The sequence below is a fragment of the Streptomyces sp. NPDC050636 genome (assembly GCF_040654775.1).
Lineage (GTDB): Bacteria > Actinomycetota > Actinomycetes > Streptomycetales > Streptomycetaceae > Streptomyces.
In genome coordinates this window covers 1-1092 of sequence record NZ_JBFAIP010000278.1, presented here as the reverse complement: position 1 = coordinate 1092, position 1092 = coordinate 1, and the positions used below count along the sequence as shown (strand labels likewise).

Here is a 1092-nt window from a genome sequence, read left to right as displayed (position 1 = left end):
GTCGCTGGCCGAGGCGTTCGTCAATGGTGTGGCCGTGGACTGGTCCGTGGTGCTGCCGCAGGCGAAGCGGGTGGAGCTGCCCACGTACGCCTTCCGGCACGACCGGTACTGGCCGCGGGACCTGTCGGCACCGTCGGTCGGCGGATCGGCCACCGGCGGGGACGGGGCGGGCACGGCGGCCGAGGCCCAGTTCTGGGCGGCCGTTGAAGGTGGCGACCTGGCTCAGATCGCGGACACGCTCGCCATCGAGGACCAGCAGCATCTCAGCGAGGTGCTGCCGGCGTTGACGTCGTGGCGGCGCCGTGAGCAGGACCGGTCCGTGACCGCGGGCTGGCGGTACCGGATGGGCTGGGCCCCGGTCGCCGAGCCCGACCCGGGCGTGCTGTCCGGGACTTGGCTCGTGGCGGTCCCCGAAGGACTGGCAGAGGACGGCCTGACGCAGGGGTGCGCGGCGGCGCTGGGCGCCCGCGGAGCCGACGCTGTGGTGGTCGAGGTCCCGGGCGGGTCCGTGGACCGGGATGGTGTGGCTGCGCTGTTCGGTGAGGCGTTGGAGAGTGCGGGCGTGGAGCCTGCCGGCGTGGTTGCGGGTGTGTTGTCGCTGCTGGCGCTGGATGAGGCGCCGGTGCCGGAGCACCCGGTGGTGGCCGGGGGACTGGCCGCGACGCTGGGCCTTGTACAGGCGTTGGGCGATGTCGGAATTGTCGCACCGTTGTGGCTGGCCACTCGTGGTGCGGTGGCGGTCACGCCGGACGAGGTGCTGGTCAGTCCGGTGCAGGCGCAGGTGTGGGGTCTGGGACGGGTCGTCGGTCTGGAACACCCGGACCGTTGGGGCGGGTTGATCGATCTGCCCGCGACGGTCGACGAGCGCGCAGGCGCACGCCTCGTGGCAGTGCTGGCCGGCGGTGGTGAGGACCAGGTCGCCATCAGGACGGCCGGGGTCTTCGGCCGCAGGATGAGCCGGCCCGCCCAGGCCCGCGGTGCCGAGGGGCACTGGATGCCGCGTGGCAGTGTGCTGATCACGGGTGGGACGGGTGCGATCGCCGGGCATGTGTCGCGGTGGCTGGCCGAGCGGGAGGCGGCGCGCCTCGTGCT

The 1092-nt window shown here is 73.5% G+C and carries 1 pseudogene; it reads left to right on the top strand.

Features of this window, described 5'->3' with window-relative positions:
• Nucleotides 1-1092 (top strand): annotated as a pseudogene (locus AB0I10_RS41255) (polyketide synthase); the annotation flags it as partial.